This is a genomic window from Luteibacter sp., assembly GCF_051958795.1.
Classification (GTDB): domain Bacteria; phylum Pseudomonadota; class Gammaproteobacteria; order Xanthomonadales; family Rhodanobacteraceae; genus Luteibacter.
The window spans coordinates 1-15676 of record NZ_JBQCFT010000238.1; the positions used below are offsets into that span (position 1 = coordinate 1).

At 67.2% G+C, this 15676-nt stretch carries 14 protein-coding genes and 1 pseudogene; 5 read left to right on the plus strand and 10 right to left on the minus strand.

Annotation, left to right across the window (positions count from 1 at the left end):
* Nucleotides 1-413 (minus strand): annotated as a pseudogene (locus ACTHLF_RS11900) (hypothetical protein); the annotation flags it as partial.
* A 254-nt stretch (nucleotides 414-667) separates the two neighbouring features.
* Between ACTHLF_RS11900 and ACTHLF_RS11905 the strand changes: the two are divergent.
* Both ACTHLF_RS11905 and ACTHLF_RS11910 read left to right on the plus strand, forming a co-directional pair.
* Nucleotides 668-1798: an acyltransferase family protein gene (locus ACTHLF_RS11905; RefSeq protein ID WP_440327557.1), complete on the plus strand. Its 1131-nt coding sequence runs from the start codon at nucleotides 668-670 to the stop codon at nucleotides 1796-1798.
* An 81-nt stretch (nucleotides 1799-1879) separates the two neighbouring features.
* The gene (locus ACTHLF_RS11910; protein ID WP_440327558.1) at nucleotides 1880-3220 is read left to right on the plus strand and encodes a cobyrinate a,c-diamide synthase; all 1341 of its coding nucleotides are present in this window, start codon (nucleotides 1880-1882) and stop codon (nucleotides 3218-3220) included.
* Between the two features lie 73 nt (nucleotides 3221-3293).
* Here ACTHLF_RS11910 and ACTHLF_RS11915 read toward each other — a convergent pair whose 3' ends face one another.
* Complete coding sequence (locus tag ACTHLF_RS11915; RefSeq protein ID WP_440327559.1) at nucleotides 3294-4238, minus strand: LysR substrate-binding domain-containing protein; 945 nt, start codon at nucleotides 4236-4238, stop codon at nucleotides 3294-3296.
* A 130-nt stretch (nucleotides 4239-4368) separates the two neighbouring features.
* On the opposite strand from ACTHLF_RS11915, the gene ACTHLF_RS11920 reads away from it, so the two are divergent.
* Nucleotides 4369-4830: a VOC family protein gene (locus tag ACTHLF_RS11920; protein WP_440327560.1), complete on the plus strand. Its 462-nt coding sequence runs from the start codon at nucleotides 4369-4371 to the stop codon at nucleotides 4828-4830.
* On the plus strand, nucleotides 4827-5504 hold the full coding sequence (locus ACTHLF_RS11925) for an SDR family NAD(P)-dependent oxidoreductase (RefSeq protein ID WP_440327561.1): 678 nt from the start codon (nucleotides 4827-4829) through the stop codon (nucleotides 5502-5504). The genes ACTHLF_RS11920 and ACTHLF_RS11925 overlap by 4 nt, the downstream gene beginning before the upstream one ends.
* A 99-nt stretch (nucleotides 5505-5603) precedes the next feature.
* Here the strand turns inward: ACTHLF_RS11925 and grxD are convergent, their stop codons facing one another.
* The 4 genes from grxD to ACTHLF_RS11945 form a co-directional block, all read right to left on the minus strand.
* Nucleotides 5604-6527: a Grx4 family monothiol glutaredoxin gene (grxD, locus tag ACTHLF_RS11930; protein WP_440327562.1), complete on the minus strand. Its 924-nt coding sequence runs from the start codon at nucleotides 6525-6527 to the stop codon at nucleotides 5604-5606.
* A gap of 73 nt (nucleotides 6528-6600) precedes the next feature.
* The gene (locus tag ACTHLF_RS11935; RefSeq protein WP_440327563.1) at nucleotides 6601-7473 is read right to left on the minus strand and encodes a UDP-2,3-diacylglucosamine diphosphatase; all 873 of its coding nucleotides are present in this window, start codon (nucleotides 7471-7473) and stop codon (nucleotides 6601-6603) included.
* A 189-nt stretch (nucleotides 7474-7662) separates the two neighbouring features.
* Nucleotides 7663-8274 (minus strand): SGNH/GDSL hydrolase family protein, encoded by a 612-nt coding sequence (locus ACTHLF_RS11940; RefSeq protein ID WP_440327564.1) that lies wholly within the window; start codon nucleotides 8272-8274, stop codon nucleotides 7663-7665.
* Complete coding sequence (locus tag ACTHLF_RS11945) at nucleotides 8274-9518, minus strand: aminotransferase class I/II-fold pyridoxal phosphate-dependent enzyme (protein WP_440327565.1); 1245 nt, start codon at nucleotides 9516-9518, stop codon at nucleotides 8274-8276. Before ACTHLF_RS11945 ends, ACTHLF_RS11940 begins: the two co-directional genes overlap by 1 nt.
* Before the next feature lie 120 nt (nucleotides 9519-9638).
* On the opposite strand from ACTHLF_RS11945, the gene rsgA reads away from it, so the two are divergent.
* A complete protein-coding gene (rsgA, locus tag ACTHLF_RS11950; RefSeq protein WP_440327566.1) occupies nucleotides 9639-10697 on the plus strand; it encodes a ribosome small subunit-dependent GTPase A in 1059 nt (352 codons plus the stop codon).
* Here rsgA and ACTHLF_RS11955 read toward each other — a convergent pair.
* Genes ACTHLF_RS11955 through ACTHLF_RS11970 form a run of 4 tightly spaced genes read right to left on the minus strand, consistent with a single transcriptional unit; the run spans nucleotide 10694 to nucleotide 15253 of the window.
* Entirely contained in the window at nucleotides 10694-11725 is a 1032-nt protein-coding gene (locus ACTHLF_RS11955; RefSeq protein WP_440327567.1) for a Csu type fimbrial protein, read from the minus strand. The genes rsgA and ACTHLF_RS11955 overlap by 4 nt on opposite strands.
* On the minus strand, nucleotides 11707-13983 hold the full coding sequence (locus ACTHLF_RS11960) for a fimbria/pilus outer membrane usher protein (protein WP_440327568.1): 2277 nt from the start codon (nucleotides 13981-13983) through the stop codon (nucleotides 11707-11709). Before ACTHLF_RS11960 ends, ACTHLF_RS11955 begins: the two co-directional genes overlap by 19 nt.
* Nucleotides 13984-14008: 25 nt before the next feature.
* Complete coding sequence (locus tag ACTHLF_RS11965; RefSeq protein WP_440327569.1) at nucleotides 14009-14740, minus strand: fimbrial biogenesis chaperone; 732 nt, start codon at nucleotides 14738-14740, stop codon at nucleotides 14009-14011.
* A gap of 6 nt (nucleotides 14741-14746) precedes the next feature.
* Nucleotides 14747-15253: a Csu type fimbrial protein gene (locus ACTHLF_RS11970; RefSeq protein ID WP_440327570.1), complete on the minus strand. Its 507-nt coding sequence runs from the start codon at nucleotides 15251-15253 to the stop codon at nucleotides 14747-14749.
* Nucleotides 15254-15676: the final 423 nt, after the last annotated feature.

Genomic DNA, 15676 nt, shown 5'->3' on the forward strand with positions numbered 1-15676 from the left:
GCCATCATCTCGTCGAGCCGCATGAACGCCGCTTCGTAATGGCGCCCGGCACCGAGCAGGTTGACCAGGGTCGCCGTGGCGCGCAGGCGCAGGACCTTGTCGGACGAATGGTCCACGATCTGCTCGAGCATCGGCGTGGCTTTCGCATGGTCGCCGCTATAGGCGGTCTGCCAGGCCTCCATGTAATCGAGGTACATGCGGGCGGCCGGCGACATCTGTGCGCGCGCCTGCGTGAGGCGCGCGAGCGTGATCACGAAGGCGGGGTGATCGGAGGTGCGCGTCGCGTCCGCGACGGCGAGGGTGGTTTCGGGGTTCTCGCCCACGCGGAGCTGAGCGCGTCCCTCGCCGGCGTGGAGGGCCAGCGTCAGGAAGACGAGCGCCGCGACGATGCGGCGCGAAGCATGCGAGAGCACGTCCGTGCGTGGCCGGGCGCTTACGCGCGCGCGCCCCCTGGCACGGACGGCATGATCTTGTTCGACATCACATCCCCCCATTGGCGTCCGCAAGCCCCCCGGTCGGCGTTACGCCCACCCATCTTAGCGTGGCGCCACCGGCTGGGCGTGATCATCCACCGGCCTGGCTCCCCGCCCCCAAAACGCCATGAACCGGCCCGGAGACCGCCGCATGAACTCTCCACTCTCGCCAGACGACGCCACCGAGACCTCCGATGACCCGCCTGCCCGGACTGGATACCCTGCGCGCCATCGCTATCGCGTGGGTCATGCTTTTCCATAGCTACCTTATCGGCGGCCTCGGGGAAAACTTTGGCGTGCTCGAACAAGCCGGGTGGATGGGTGTCGACCTGTTTTTTGTACTCAGCGGTTTCCTGATCGGGTCGCAGGTCTTCGCATCCCTGCGTGACAGGGGCTCGCTGGATTTCGGGGCGTTCTATACACGCCGCGCGTTTCGCATCCTGCCGGCGTTCCTCGTGGTGCTGGGCCTTTATCTCGTATGGCCGGCATGGCGTGAAGCGCCCCAGATGCAGCCGGAATGGCAGTTCCTCACTTTCACGTTCAACCTGCTGTACAACGATGGCGAACGCCGTGCCTTCTCGCATGCGTGGTCGTTGTGCGTGGAAGAGCACTTCTACCTGGTGTTCCCGTTCCTGGCCGTGTGGCTGGCGCGCTGGATGACCCCGCGCCGTTTCGCGATGGCGTGCGCCGTGATCGTCTTGGGTGGCATGGGACTGCGTGCGTGGCTGTGGCTGGCGTTCTACCAGCCCTCGATCGGGTCGAACGAACCGGCCTACCTGCGTTACCTCTATTACCCAACCTACGCCCGTCTCGATGGGCTGGTGGCGGGCGTCGCCCTGGCGGCGTGCGCGGTGTTTCGCCCGGACTGGATGTCCCGCTTCCGTGGTAGGGCTGGTGCCGGCCTGGTGGCTTCGGCGTGCCTGCTTGCCGCCTGCATCGCACTCTTCGATGGGCACCGCCTGGAGTTCTGGCCGATCGTGGTGGGTTATCCGCTGGTGGCCCTGGCCATGGCCGGGTTCGTCGCCATGGCCGGTGGCGGCACGTGGCTGGCGCGCCTGCGGGTGCCCGGTGCGGGCTGGCTGGCCGGCGCATCGTACAGCCTGTACCTGAGCCACAAGGGTGCCTTCATGCTGACGGAGGCCGCGCTGGGTGGGCGTCTGGACAACCACCCGTGGCTGCGCTTCCTGGCGCATGTTGCGGTGGTCCTCGCGGTGGGTGCCGCCCTGTATTACCTGGTCGAGCGCCCCTTCCTGCGCTGGCGCGAGCGCCGCTCCGCTACACTGCGCGCACCGCCGGTCATCCAGGGCGCCAGCGCCGGGGATTGAACGGGAATCCGGCGCCTCGCGGGCCGCGCGCTCCCGCCAGTCCGGAATCTTTTCCCCACGTGACTGGAAGGGTATCGAGCCGTGACCCGCCATTGCCCCGCGTTACTGGTTTCCGCGCCCGCCTCGGGGCAGGGCAAGACCAGCGTCACTGCCGCACTGGCACGCGCGCATGCGCGCCTCGGCCGGCGCGTGCGGGTGTTCAAGACCGGGCCGGATTTCCTCGATCCCATGATCCTGGCGCGGGCGAGCCGTGCGCCGGTCTACCAGCTCGATGCGTGGATGGGTGGTGAGACCGATGTGCGCGCGCGCTTATACGATGCGGCCGGCGAGGCGGACCTCATCCTTGTCGAAGGCGTGATGGGCCTGTTCGATGGCGCGCCTTCGAGTGCCGACCTCGCAGCCCGGTTTGGCCTTCCTGTTCTGACCGTCATCGATGGTTCGGCGATGGCGCAGACCTTCGGGGCGATCGCCCACGGCCTCGCCACGTACCGCGAGGATGTCACCGTGCAAGGCGTGCTCGCCAACCGCGTAGACAGCGACTACCACGCGCAACTCCTGCGCGAGAGCCTGCCACCTGAGCTGGCGTGGCACGGCACCCTCCCGCGCGATTCGGTGCCTGCGAAACCCGGTGGGAGCGCGATTGCGCGCGATAACGCCACCCGCCCCCTTTCGCTCCCAGAACGCCACCTCGGTCTGGTCACCGCTGATGAACTCGACGACCTAGAAGCTCGCCTCGACGCACTAGCGGATGCCATCGCCGAACGCTCGACACTGACCCTGCCCGACGCCGTGCCGTTCGAACCCGTCGAACCCATGGCACGCACGGTCTCACTAGCCGGCGTACGCATCGCCGTGGCGCGCGACGCGGCGTTTGCTTTCATCTATCCCGCCAACCTCGATGTCCTGCGCGAAGCGGGCGCGAAACTCGTGTTCTTTTCACCGCTGGCCGGCGATGCGCTTCCACGGTGTGATGCCGTGTGGCTCCCCGGCGGTTACCCCGAGCTTCACCTCGAAACGCTCAGCGCACGCGCCGACCTGCGCGAGGCATTGCACAGTCACGTCGACGCGGGCCGACCCTTGCTCGCCGAATGCGGCGGGCTGCTGTACGCGCTTGACAGCCTAGCGGATAGCGAAGGAAATACTGCCCCCATGGCCGGACTGCTACGCGGACAGGCGGCCATGCAGCCGCGCATGGCCGCGCTCGGCATGCAGGGTGTGGCATTACCCGAAGGCGAGTTGCGCGGCCACTCGTTCCACTATGCCCATGCGCACATCGACGCCGAACCACTCGCGCTCGCGACCAATCCCAACGGCGGCCCGACTACGGAAGCGGTTTACCGCCGCAAGCGGATGACGGCGAGCTTCATGCACTTCTACTTCCCTTCGAACCCCGATGCCGCGGCACGATTGTTCTTGCCGTAAGCACTGCGGACGAGGTTACGAACGCTGACGGCTCGCGCGGAGCATGCGGCGTGATATCCGTGGGGTAGCAGGCTCAGGGACTCTGCCGGTTTGCCGCCCGGATGTAATCGATGAAGGCGCGCAGCTTGCCCGGCATCTGCCGCGTGCTTGGGTAGTAAACGTGGAACGAGACCCTCGGCTGGCTGTAGCGTTCGAGGACCACCTCGAGCGCACCGGTCGCGATGTGTGAGTCGACGAATCGTCGGAACACATAAGCGATCCCTATCCCGTTGACCGCTGCGGTCGTTGCCACTCGCATTTCATCGACCACCATGGGGCCATCGACGTCGATGACGACGGGCTTGCCATCGACATGGAAGGTCCATTCAAAGAACCGGGTGTGGCTGGAGAAGCGCTGGCGAATGCATCGGTGGGCGAGCAGATCCCGTGGATGCGACGGGCGTCCATTCGCGGCCGTGTAATCCGGTGACGCTACGGCAACCATCGCCTGCGGCGGGCCAAGCGGCGCGGCGATCATGTCCCGCTGCAAGGCGTGGCCAAGGCGGATGCCTGCGTCGAACCCGCTTTCAACGATATCGACCAGGGTGCTGTCCAACGATAGCTCGAAGCGGATATCGGGATGACTGGCGAGAAAATCGGCGAGGTGTGGTTCGATCAGCGTTGCATACGCCACGAACGATGTATTGATGCGAAGCAGGCCGGACGGATGTTCCGTGTCGCTGGCGGCGGACTCCAGTGAGTAGCTCACCTGCTTGAGCGCCGGTCTGAGGTTCGAGTAGAGCCGCTGGCCCGCTTCGGTCAACGACGTGCTGCGCGTGTTTCGGTTGAACAGGCGGATGCCCATCTGCGCTTCAAGCTGCTTGATCGCCTTCGACACGGCCGTCGGTGTCACCCTCAGGTCATCCGCCGCGCGGGCGAAATTAAGGTGCTGCGCGACCGATTGGAAAACCAGCAGGCCCGGCAACCGGGCCTGTAGTTCCCGCAGGCTCATATCGCCCAGCGCATCCGAGTCGGCCATGTCCAAACCCCGGGACGAAGACGCCTGATAATGAACCACAGGTTCATTCCGTAAGGCAAATTCTGCAGATTCACTCCGGAATGGGACCGGCGTAGTTTTTCCTCCACGCCCAACCCCCGTGGAGTCCGCCATGTCCGTCGTCACATTCCCCGCGAAGAACCCGGCCAGCAAGCTCGCTTCCCTGGCCGGCAACCATGTCGCCGTCCGCGTGCCCGATTTCGAGCGCGCGATCACCTGGTATGTCGAGAAACTCGACTTCCGCGTCGTCCATAAGTGGCCCTACGCGGACCAGCAACTCGCCTACGTGGCGCCCGCCACCGACGATCATTTCACCGTGGAACTGCTGGCCGGCGGTGAACCCGGGCCGATCCCCAAGCCTGTCTACAGCGACCTGGGTGACAGCCTCCGCCTCGCGGGCTACCACCACTTCTGCCTGTCCGTCGACGACATCGAATCGACGATCGAAGAACTCCGCAACCGCGGCGTCACCATCGTCACCGAGCCGTTCTATCTCGAGCCGATCAACCGGAAACTCGCGTTCATCTGCGATCCGTTCGGCAACCTCATCGAACTCGCGGAGTCCGTTGCATGAAGACCTATATGTGCATTGGCGCGGGACGCGGCATTGGTCTCGCTACCGCCAGGCGCTTTGCCCGCGAAGGCTACCGGATCGTGCTTGTTTCCCGCTCAGCCGCCGATAACGACCGTCTCCGCGCGATGCTGGGCAACGATATCGCCGACGTGCGCTTTGAATCAGCCGACGCTACCGATCCGGCGCAGCTAGGCGACGTGCTCGAGCGTTATGCCGGCACCGGGATCGACGTCATCCACTACAACGCCGCCGCCATGCGCTACGACCCATCAGGAGCGCTCGTGGGTGCGCCGATCGACGCGCAGGGCAGCGCGGAGATCACCTCCGATATCGCGGTCAATGTCGCGACGCCACTGGCGACGCTCGCGAAGGTGCTGCCTTCGATGGAAGCACGTGGTACCGGGACCATCCTGCTGACCGGCGGTGGTTTCGCCGTCGAGCCGTCGGCGGACTTCCTGACCCTTAGCGTGGGCAAGGCAGCGCTCAGGACTGCGGCGCAAGCGCTGTTTGAACCGCTCAAGCAGCGTGGCGTCCACATCGCGACGGTGCGCGTATCTACCCTGGTGGCCTCCGATCCAGGCCACCCCGCGAAGATCGCCGACGAATTCTGGGCGCTGCACGCACAGCCGCCGGAAGCATGGACGTGGGAATCGATCTACCCGCGCGCGGCGTGACGTTCGTGATGCCGCGGTGCGGGCGAGCGGCGCGTGCTGACCGCCTCAACGAGAAACGGCGCCCTGCGGCGCCGTTTCCTTAAAGCTCGGGTACTAAGCTCAGTACCGCGCGACGCTCGGGTCTACCTCACGCGCCCAGGCGTCCATGCCGCCTTCGACGTTGAACAGGTTGGTGAAGCCGTGGGCGGCGAAGCGGTCGGCCGCGGCGCGGCTGGAGATGCCGTGGTGGCAGAGGAAAGCGATGGCGGTGTCCTTCGGCAGCGCGGCCAGGGCTTCGTAGCCTTCATCCTCGAGGATGCGTGCACCCGGCAGCGGAGCCGCCATGGCGCGGCCGTGGGCCGGGCGGACGTCGACGAGCAGGATGTCGCCGGCAGCCAGGCGGTCCTTCAGCTGATGCACGGTGATGGTGGTGATCTCCACCGCGCCCGGGAACTTCAGGCTCAGGCCTTCGCCCTGCATGGTAGTGACCCAGTCGATGACGATGCCCTTGGCGCGCTGGGCGCTGCCCGGATCGAAATGCACTTCGATCCCGTTGGCGACGGTGACGATGTCATGGTCGCCGGCCGGGGCAAGCTGGAAGCCCGCGCTGTGGTCCGGGCCGATCTCGAGGTGCAGGGCCATGCCCTGGGCGTTGGCCATGCCGCCGCGGATGGCTTCGGCAGCCTTGTCGGTGATGGTGATTTCCGGCGGCGTGCGGTCCGGCGCGCCACGGCCGAACAGGGTGTACAGCTCACCGCTGGTGTACAGCTGGCGGATGATGTCGGAACCACCGACCAGCTCGCCCTTCACGTACAGCTGCGGGATGGTCGGCCACTGGCCGAACTCCTTGATGCCCTCGCGGATTTCCGGATCTTCCAGCACGTTCACCGTGTGGTACTGGTCGACCACGTCGTTCAGCGTGTTGGTGGCGGCGGCGGAGAAGCCGCACATCGGCTGCTGGCGCGTACCCTTCATGAACAGCACGACCTCGTGCTGGGCGAGAAGGGCTTCGATGCGCTCGCGGGTGGGGGTATCAAGAGCCATGGAGGGGATCACCGCAAAGGGAAAGGGGCCATTTTACCGGCATCCTCCGCACATGGGCGCTATCAAAGTGAAATCAACCCGCCAGCGAGGGTTCCATCGGGGCCAGGTGGGAAAGATCGGCCCGGCAATCGGCCAGCGGCGCGAACGCCAGAACGGCTTCGGGTGAGGGCAGCACGGTCTCACGGCTCGCGCGACCGAGCGGGGTGTAGCGCTCGGTCCAGTGGACCAGCTCCATCGCGCCGGAGAAATCTTCGACCAGCGCCGTGCAATGCTCGACCCAGTCGCCGTCGTTCAGGTACAGGATGCCGTTGATCGGGCGCATGTGGCCGAAGTGGATGTGGCCGCAGATGTGCCCGTCCAGGCCGCGTTCGGCGGCATCGGTCGCCACGCGTTGTTCGTAGCCGCGGATGTAGGCCATGGCGAGGCCCACGTGCGATTTGATGATGATGGAGAGCGGCAGGTAGGGCAGTTCCATCCGGCGGCGCACCGAGTGCATGCGCCGGTTCGCCCAGCAGATCACCCGGTGCATCGTGTCGCCAAGTACGGTCAGCCAACGCTTGCCGATGTGCTCCGGGTCGAACTCGTCACCATGGCTGACCCGGTAGCGGCGCCCGTCCGCGCCCTCGTGCAGGGCATCCAGTTCCACTCGGATGCCGGCGATGGTAGAGCCGGCGAGGCCGCGCATCTGGTAGTCGTGGTTACCGGGGATGTAGATCACCTCGATGCCACGTGCGGCCATCGCGATCAGCTCGGCGATGACGGCGCTGTGGTCGGGGTGCCACCAGTGGCGCTTCGCGAGGGCCTCCAGGTCGACGATGTCGCCGACAAGGTACAGCCGCTCGCAATCCACGCTGCGGAGGAAGTCGAGGAGGTAGGCAGCCTTGCAGTCGGGCGTGCCGAGGTGCACGTCGGAGATGAAGGCGCTGCGACAGGTGAGCTTGGCCATGGCGGCGATTCCCGGGGTTTTCCCGGGTCACCAGTGTCGGGCCGAGCTGTAACCATCGGATGGCGCTCGTGTTTCAGGGATGTTGCGGCGCGATCGGCGTAGGAGCCCACCCTGTGGGCGACGCCGTTCGCGGAAGAGCCACAGGTCCTGAACCGATATCGCGACAGATGTCGCCCACAGGGTGGGCTCCTACCGAAGCTCGCGGAGGGCCGCGCGTGCTTCCGGCAGGATCGCCTCGGTCCACAGTGCGTACTGCGCGGCCGAGGGGTGCAGGCCGTCTTCGACGAGCATGTCGTTGGCGGCGCCGGCCTTGCGTGAGATGGCGGTGACATCCACCCAGCGCGCGAAGGCGCGGCGGGTTTCGTCGTGGGCGATGCCGTTGAACGCATCGATCTCGCGCGCGATCTGCGCGCGGTCACGGCCTTCGGCGAAACGGGTGACACCCCAGTCCGGGATCGACACGACGATGACGCGGCGGGCCTCGCCGGCCAGCGCGATCGCGCGTTCGAGCAGGGTGAGGAACTGCTCGCGGTACTCCGTCTGCGAACGTCCGCGGTACTGGTTGTTCACCCCGATCAGCAGCGTGACCAGGCCGTGGCCTGGCGTGAGCGCTGCGCCATCCATCGCGGCGGAAAGCTCATCGGTGGTCCAGCCGGTGGTGGCGATGATGCGCGGCGCCTGTACCTCGATGTATGCCGCGTGCAGCCGCGCGGCGAGCTGCACGGGCCAACGTCCCGCTTCCGGCACGCCTTCGCCGATGGTGTATGAATCGCCGAGGGCGAGGAACGTCGGTGCCGGCATCAGGCGACCGCGCTTGCGGCCGGACGGCCTTCGGCGGCCATGCGGGCCAGCACGCGATCGATCCGCGCGAACACCTCGGCCAGCTGCGCGGGTTCGGGCAACAGGGTGAGGCGCAGGTGGCGGCTGGCATGCAGGTTGAAGCTGGTACCGGGTACGACGAGCACTTCTTCCTCTTCCAGCAGGCGCAGCGCGAACGCGGTGTCGTCGAAGTGCGGGATGGCGTCGGCGCGAATCCACGGGAACGCGTAGATGGCGCCGCCCGGTGCGACGACATCGAGGTACGGGCTGGCGGCGACGTTCTCGAGGATGATCCGCCGTGCTTCGTGCAGGCGGCCGCCCGGCGCGGTGAGTTCACCGATGGTCGGCTTGTCGAGCAGCGCGGGGCGCACCGCCCACTGCGCGGTGACATTCGCGCACAGGCGCAGCGCGGCGAGCAGCTGCAGCGCGTCGCGGTACTCGGCCACGCGCGTCTTGCTGCCTGAAAGGCTCATCCAGCCGACGCGGTAGCCACACGCGCGATGCACCTTGGACAGGCCACCGAAGCTCACGCAGGGGTGGTCGCCCGCCACCGCGGCGAGCGGCTGGAACGGCGTGCCGTCGTAGAGGATTTCGTCGTAGATCTCGTCGCACAGGAGCAGCAGGTTGTGCTTGCGCGCGACCTCGACGATGCGCTCGAGCAAGGCCCTGGTGTACACGGCGCCGGTCGGGTTGTTCGGGTTGATGAGCACCAGGGCGCGCGTGCGCGGGCCGACCAGCGCGTCGATTTCATCCGGATCGGGCAGGTGGCCGTTCTCGGCCAGGCAGCGGTAATAGCGCGGGCTGCCATCGTTGAGGATGGTGGCGGCACTCCACAGCGGATAGTCGGGGCTCGGCAGCAGCACTTCATCGCCGGGCTGCAGCAAGGCGCGCAGCGAGATGTCGATGAGCTCGCTGACGCCATTGCCGATGAAGACGTGCTCCACGTCGACGCCGGCCGCGCCACGCGCCGCCTGCTGCGCAACGATGGCTTCGCGGGCCTCTTCCAGGCCCTGCTCGTGGCCATAGGCCTCGCTCTCGCCGAGGTGGCCGGCGATCGCCTCGCGCAGGTGCGCGGGCGTGGTGAATCCGTAACGGCCGGGGTTGCCGATGTTGAGCTTGATGATCGGCTTGCCGGCCGCTTCCATGTCGCGGGCACGGCGGGTGAGGGCGCCACGGATTTCGTAGCGCACTTCCGCCAGGTGCGCGCTGGGCTTGATCGAGGACACGTTCTGCGACTTCCGGTGCGGCCCGCCAGGCCCGTTCCCGGCGGTCGTCACCCGATCCTAACAGCGTCGTGGTGGGCCCGCGAGGCTGAAATCGGGCGTAGAGCGGGCATAATCGCTGCCATGACCGACCCCGAAGGCCTGGCGCGACTGCGCCACATCGGCTGGCGCGACGACGCGCTGCCCAGCGACCCACGCCGCCTTGCGCGCGTCGTGGCGCAGCATCGCGCCGGTTACGAGGTGCACGACGGCACCGCCGCGTTCAACGCACAGCCCGCCGGCCAGTTCCTCAAGCGTGGGCTGGACCCGGCCCTCCGCCCGTCCGTCGGCGACTTCGTGCTGCTCAGCCATGCCAGCCACCCGGTGATCGAGGCGATCCTGCCGCGCCGTTCCACGCTGACCCGCGCGGCAGCCGGCGAGCGCTACGAACGCCAGGTGATCGCCGCCAACATCGATTACGTGCTGGTGCTCACCGGCCTGGATGGCGACTTCAATCCCTCGCGCATCGAGCGTTACCTCACCCTGGTGGAAGGTTCCGGCGCGAAAGCCGTGGTGCTGCTGAGCAAGGCGGATACCGGCGTGGACGTGGAGGCGGCGGTTACCGCGTTGCGCGCACGCCTGCCCGCGGACGCGGCCGTCCACGCGATCAATGGCAAGGACCCTTCCACGGTGCCCCTCCTCGCGCCTTACCTCGGGCCGGGCATGAGCGCGGTGCTGGTCGGTTCGTCCGGTGCCGGCAAGTCGACGCTGACCAACACGCTCCTCGGCGAGGAGCGCATGGCCACCGGCGCCGTGCGCTCGCACGACAGCCGCGGGCGGCACACCACGACGCACCGCGCGTTGCTGAGCCTGCCCACGGGTGGTTGCCTCATCGATACGCCGGGCATGCGCGAGCTGAAGCTGACCGGCGGGGAAAACCTCGACCTGTTCGCCGATATCGAAGTACTCATCGCGCAGTGCCGCTTCACCAATTGCGGGCACGGCAATGAGCCGGGCTGCGCGATCCAGGCCGCGCTGGCGTCTGGCGAACTCGCTCCCCAGCGCTGGCGCAACTTCCTCAAGCTGCATGAAGAGCGCGAGGAGCAGGCCGCCACGCTGGAAGCCCGGCTGCGCCGCAAGAGCGGCCCGAAGCCCGGTGCCGGCAAGCCACGCCGCGGCGGCTGGTCGCACGACGAGGATTAGTACGTGACGGTGATCGTCACGACATCGCTGTAGGTGCCTGCGACCGCGGCCGACTGGATCGGTACGCGGCCGTAGACGGTGAGCGTCTGTTCACTGCCGCTGCCAGTGCCCGGTTGCGTATCGGTGTTGAGCGCGCTACCCCAGCGCAGCGTGCGCTGGGCATCGCGGTAGAGCTCGTAGGTGACGAAGCGTCCCCCGCCCGCCATGCGCCGTACGCTGCCCGATGCGTTCTGGCCGTTGCTGAGCCCGACCTGGTACGCCGCACGGTTGGTGCAGGTGGCGCGGATCAGCGAGGTCTGGTCGGTGTTGGTGCGCAGCAGCCCGGGCACCGAACCGAAGTTGAGGTCCGTCGCGGTGGCCAGCGTGCACTTCGGGGCGACGGAGGCGGTGACCGACGTCGATGGTCCGGCAACGGTGGCAGCCGCGGCCGTGCCGCCGGCCGTGCAGCTGGCAGGGTAGGTGCCAATCGACAGCAGTGCTTCGTTGTAGCTGTACGTCAGTGCGGTGCCCGTCGTGCCGCCGGTGATCGTGCCGGTGTAATTGCCGGGGGATAGCGAGGACTGCCCCGCCGGTACGCGGCCGTAGGCGACGACGCTTCCGGTGATCGCGTTACCGGCGGTGAGTAGCGGGACCTGCGCCGTCACCGTGAGTGGTGCGTAGGTCACGTTGTTCACCACGCCCCAGATCGCGGTGCGCGTCGCGTCCTTGTAGACGTTGTACTGCATGCGGTCGCCGAGCGGATCGATCATCGTGCGCGGTGCGAGATTACCGAGATCATCCTGGCCGAGGCTGACGCACATCGTGATGTAGCTGCCGTAGAGGATGCCGAGGAAGCCGGTGTAGGTGCAGCTGTAGTTGATCGTCGCGGTCGTATCCACCGACGTGCCGGTGGGATCGACCGCACCGAAGGCGAGGTTGGTGATGCTGGTGATACCGCACGTCGTCACGGCTTCCGCACGCGGCGCGGCGAACAGCGCAGTGAGCGCAAGCAGCATGAGCGCGAGCCACTTCATGGCGACGGCCTGCATGGGAGGGGGCCGAGTTGCGGCAGGTCCCGCGCATGGGCCGGATACACGAGCGTTGCCGTGCAGCGGGAGCCATCGGGCTTCGTCACCCTGAGTTCCGTATCGCCCTTGAGGTTGTCCAGGTAGGCCTGGCCGTCGTAGCCGACGATCGCGGGTTCGCCCCTGCCTGTGTCGACGGTGGACCCCAATGGCAACGGTACGCTTTGCGCGTCGACGAGGATGGCGAGTGCGGCGCGCACGCGCACGACAGGGAAGCGAACGATGACGCCCGAGCGATCCGCGGGTGCCACCACGCTGTCCACCCGCTGCACGCGCTCGTCCGCCGGCAGGTCGATCGGGTCGATGGCGAGTCGGTTGTCCTGCCACGCGTTCAGGCGCGACACGAGCAACAGCCCGCGGCTGTCGGTCACGCCCGTGCGGCGATTCTCGAGCAACACGGGAATATCCGGCGCGCCTTCGGTCGACACCAATGCGAAGGCATCATCGATGCGCCGCGCGGAAAACGCATGGCCACCCATGAGCACGACGGCGCCGTTCGCATCGGCGTACGCGTACGACGAGGGGCCGATGTTGCTGGCGCCCAGGGTCAGTTGCCCGTGGTTACCCAGCCAGCCCACTTCGCCAAGGCCACCCGCGGCCTCGCCACTGCGGCCTTGCACGTGCCAGCCGAAGCCGCCGTCGCCATCGATCGGGCGGCTCGCATCGAGCGTGCCGAAGGTCTGGTCGCGATCACGCTGCGCCGATGCGGTGTATGTAGTGCGTTCGTCCAGGGCCCAGGTGACGCCGATGAAGAAGCTTCGGTCCGCGGCCTCGTCCAGGTTCTGGTTCACGCTGGCATTCACCGCGATGCCGCGGCCGAGGTTGCGCAGCACGAACAGCCCGGCATAGCGCGACGTGGGTTGCTCCGGGTAACGCAGGCGCACATAGTTGGCGCCGAAGCTCGATTCGCGCACGTTGAACCCGACGAGCGCGCGGTCGCTCGCACGCGGTGGCGGTGAGCCGTAGCTCGATGCGACGTCGCGATAGCGCGCGTTGCTGCGCAACGTATCCAGCGAGAAGTTCATGAAGCGGCCGCTCCAGGAGAAGCCCGCGCCATACTGCGCGCCACCGTTGCGCGAGGCGGCGTACGAGGCATTCAGTACGCCTGCGCCGAAGGGATTCCACACCGTACCGAGGCCCGCGGTGTTGCGCCCCGCACCCGCTTCGGCATGTGTCTCCAGCGTGAGGTGGTCGGTGATGCCACGGCGCAATGTCGCGCTGCCCACCGGATCGTCACCGTAGGCGAACGAATCGATGCCATAGGCCTCGCGCACGGTGCCCAGTTCCACGGACCAGTCGCTCAAGCCCGCGCGCAGCAGCTGCCGGGCGGCGTAGAACGGAAACGTCACCGTGCTGGCGCGCCCCAGCGCATCGGTGAGCACGACCTGCGCCTGGCCGGCCTGGTCCACGCCAGGGACGGCGGTGAGCTGGAACGGACCAGCCGGCACCTTGCCGGAGTACTGGCGGATCCCGTCCACGTAGAGGTCCACGGAAGAGGGCGCCGTGGCCTGGCCGAAGAACTGCGGCAGGGGCGTCGTGACCCGGTAGGGCTGCAGCGCGAAATCGGTCCCGAGTGCGATGCCGCCGATGCGCGTGGCCCGGCTCCACGAGGTGTAGCCGGTGAAGGTGTCGCCGACCGTGAGCACCATCGAGCTATCCGGGAACGACAGCCGCCATTGCGTATCGAGGCGCACGGTGTCGCCACGCCAGCCGCCACCAGCCTCCTGGTAGCGGCGCGTGAGTGACGTGTTGCTCAGCACGCCCATGTTCTCGCTGAAGCCGCGCAGTTCGGCAAGCCCGCTCACGTTGCCGAGGCCGCCGCCGTGCGCCGCATAGATGTCGTAGTTCAACAGCAGCCCCGTGCCGCTGCTGGCCTTGGTCGCGCTGCGTTCCGGCTGGTTGAGGATGCGTCGCGGCAGGTCGAGCGTGCCGGTGGGCACATCGATGGTGACCCGCTGCTGCCCGGCGTCGTAGCCATAACGAACGCCCTGGATATCGAGCAGGCAGCGCATCTCGTCGCCGGGCGGCAGTACGAAACCCAGCCCGCGCAGGTCGGCGGCGCTCGCGCACAGTGAGTTGCCACGGCGGATGAAGTGCATCAGGCGTTCGGTCGCGGTGCCATTCAGCACCACTTCGAGATAGAGATCCTCGCCGGCCACGCTCACCCGCGGATCCATCGTGGGCGGAGGGATGGCATCGGTGGCGTGGTCCAGCGCATGCACGGTGGCGGCCTTGAGCGCGATGACGCTAGCGGCTGCCCGCGTCCACGACCAGGGTCGACTCGCTCGCCTCACCATTGATCCTCGCGCGTAGTGCGCCGGCACGGCGCGCTTCCGGTGGCAGGGGCCAGCTCATGGTGCTACCGGGCAATGCATAGCCCACCAGGCCGGAGAGAAGAGGGGTGTCCTTGCCGTCGGCGCCGTGCGTGCTGACATCGGCGACCTGGGCGTGGCCTTTGCCCGTGTTGCTCACGCGGAGGACCGTGCCACCTGCTGAATCCTCGACGCTGGCTTTCAGGGTGGCACTGACCGTCGGATCCCCCGCGGGTGCCAGGAATACGGGCACCGAATAGCGGAGGACGAACTTGAGGCCACCCTTGTCCGCGCCGTCGACCGGAAGCTCATCCACGACGATGCGGTAGGCGGCTTCAGCACCATCCGCCGGTGGCGCGACCTGGCGGATGACGCGGACCAGCTGGCGGTCACCCGGCGCGATCGTGACCATGGGCGGGCTGACCACCAGGTCACGCGAGGCTTCGAGCAGATCCTTGCCATCGGCCTGGGTCCAGCGGAATACGCGCACCTGCGCATGCAGCGTGTCGCTGCCGGTGTTGGTCAGCCACAGCGCCTGCGCCTGTTCCGATGCGGCGAGGTGCAGCCCGATCGGCGATACCTGCAGGCCGCTGGCGAACGCGGAAGGCACCACGCCCATCGCGAGCACCGCGATGAGGCCAGCGAGCCGGGGCGTCCGTATGCGCACCAGGACTCAGTAGGTGATCGTGGCGGTGATGACGTCGGCGTAGCTGCCAGCCGGAAAGTTGGTGGAGGGCACCCGGCCGAACACGGGCAGGGTCTGGACGCTACCGGTACCGGTGCCGGCATAGACGTTGCCGCTGCCACCGGTGGTGCTGCCCCAGATATCGGCCGCCGTGCGACCCGCCGCGCGGTAGAGCTGGTAAGGCACCAGTGACGTGCCATTGCTCATCTTCCGCGAATTGGCGTCGGTGCCGTTCTGGCCGTTATCCAGCGCTATCGTGTACGGCGCACTCGGCGTGCAGTTCACGTTGAGCGCGCCCTGATTATCCACGTTGGTGGCCGTGGAAGGCTGCGAGCCGAAGTTAACGTCCGTCGGCGCCGTCGTGCTGATATCGCACGCGGCGGTGATGGTGATGCGCACGTTGAACGTGGTGGTGGCGGTCGCGGCGTGGGCACCGCCCGCGGCGAAAGCGAAGGTGGCAACGGCAGCAGTGGCAAGACGGCGAATCGAGGTCATCGGAACTCTCCAGGTGGCGCGACGTACTTCCGTCACCTGCAAGGTTCGGGACTACGCGTTCCCTGTGAAGTGAAATAGGCCGTCTGCTGCCGTATTGGCCTACAGGTGCCGGAAGTGCGCACGGTTCTGCCAAGGTCGCTTGACATCCGACGGGGGTAAAAACGGCAAAAAATCCTGCCGCGACATGCAATTACCGGCCCCGGCCGGGAACGGGCATGACGTGGCGCGTCCTCTTGCGCCCGGGCGCGTCGGGATCCCGGCGACAGGTGACGCATGTCACAGAAATGCGATGTCAAGCATCCTTGACATGCGACGCGGCCGGGGGCAGGATGCTGTCAAGCGTGCTTGACACGCTCCACGCCAACGAAAGGGGTTCGAACATGTCGTACCGCATCGTCCTGCGCGCCGCCGCCCTGCTGATGG

What these genes read in the sequence shown, in the direction of transcription:
- ACTHLF_RS11905 (WP_440327557.1), top strand. Translation starts at nt 668, where the DNA reads ATGACCCGCCTGCCCGGACTGGATACCCTGCGCGCCATCGCTATCGCG.
- ACTHLF_RS11915 (WP_440327559.1), bottom strand. Translation starts at nt 4,238, where the DNA reads ATGGCCGACTCGGATGCGCTGGGCGATATGAGCCTGCGGGAACTACAG.
- ACTHLF_RS11920 (WP_440327560.1), top strand. Translation starts at nt 4,369, where the DNA reads ATGTCCGTCGTCACATTCCCCGCGAAGAACCCGGCCAGCAAGCTCGCT.
- ACTHLF_RS11925 (WP_440327561.1), top strand. Translation starts at nt 4,827, where the DNA reads ATGAAGACCTATATGTGCATTGGCGCGGGACGCGGCATTGGTCTCGCT.
- grxD (WP_440327562.1), bottom strand. Translation starts at nt 6,527, where the DNA reads ATGGCTCTTGATACCCCCACCCGCGAGCGCATCGAAGCCCTTCTCGCC.
- ACTHLF_RS11935 (WP_440327563.1), bottom strand. Translation starts at nt 7,473, where the DNA reads ATGGCCAAGCTCACCTGTCGCAGCGCCTTCATCTCCGACGTGCACCTC.
- ACTHLF_RS11940 (WP_440327564.1), bottom strand. Translation starts at nt 8,274, where the DNA reads ATGCCGGCACCGACGTTCCTCGCCCTCGGCGATTCATACACCATCGGC.
- rsgA (WP_440327566.1), top strand. Translation starts at nt 9,639, where the DNA reads ATGACCGACCCCGAAGGCCTGGCGCGACTGCGCCACATCGGCTGGCGC.
- ACTHLF_RS11955 (WP_440327567.1), bottom strand. Translation starts at nt 11,725, where the DNA reads ATGCAGGCCGTCGCCATGAAGTGGCTCGCGCTCATGCTGCTTGCGCTC.
- ACTHLF_RS11970 (WP_440327570.1), bottom strand. Translation starts at nt 15,253, where the DNA reads ATGACCTCGATTCGCCGTCTTGCCACTGCTGCCGTTGCCACCTTCGCT.